Origin of the sequence: Streptomyces sp. CAI-85 (assembly GCF_013363615.1) — a bacterium.
GTDB classification, from domain to species: Bacteria; Actinomycetota; Actinomycetes; order Streptomycetales; family Streptomycetaceae; genus Streptomyces; species Streptomyces antibioticus_B.
The window spans coordinates 1-509 of the sequence record NZ_JAANNX010000279.1; the positions used below are offsets into that span (position 1 = coordinate 1).

General features: G+C 72.5%; 1 pseudogene. It reads left to right on the top strand.

Annotation, left to right across the window (positions count from 1 at the left end):
* Positions 1–509 (top strand): annotated as a pseudogene (locus G6W55_RS38260) (polyketide synthase dehydratase domain-containing protein); the annotation flags it as partial.

Consider the following 509-nt stretch of genomic DNA (forward strand, 5'->3'; position numbering starts at 1 on the left):
GCGCCCAGCGCGTCGACTTGCCCACCTACGCCTTCCAACGACGGCGCTACTGGCTCGACGCCCCCGCCCCCGCAACGGATTCCGCCGCGGCGACCGGTCTCGGACTGGGCTCGGTGGAGCACCCCCTGCTCGGTGCGGCCGTCGAACTCGCCGGCGCCGAAGGGCTGCTGCTGACCGGTCGGCTGTCGCTGCGGACGCATCCCTGGCTGGCCGACCACGCCGTGGCCGGAGCCGTACTGCTGCCCGGCACGGCCTTCGTGGAACTCACGGTTCGGGCCGGTGACCAGGTCGGCTGCGATGTCGTGGAGGAACTGGCCCTCCAGACGCCGCTGATCATGCCGGAGACCGAGGACGTACAGCTCCAGCTCATGGTGGGCGAGCCGGACGAGACGGGACGGCGGTCGCTGACCGTGTACTCCCGCGTCGGCGACGCCTCGGCCGACACGGACTGGACGTGTCATGCGACGGGTGTGCTGGCGGTGGGTGGTTCGCCGGCGTCGGCGTCGGCG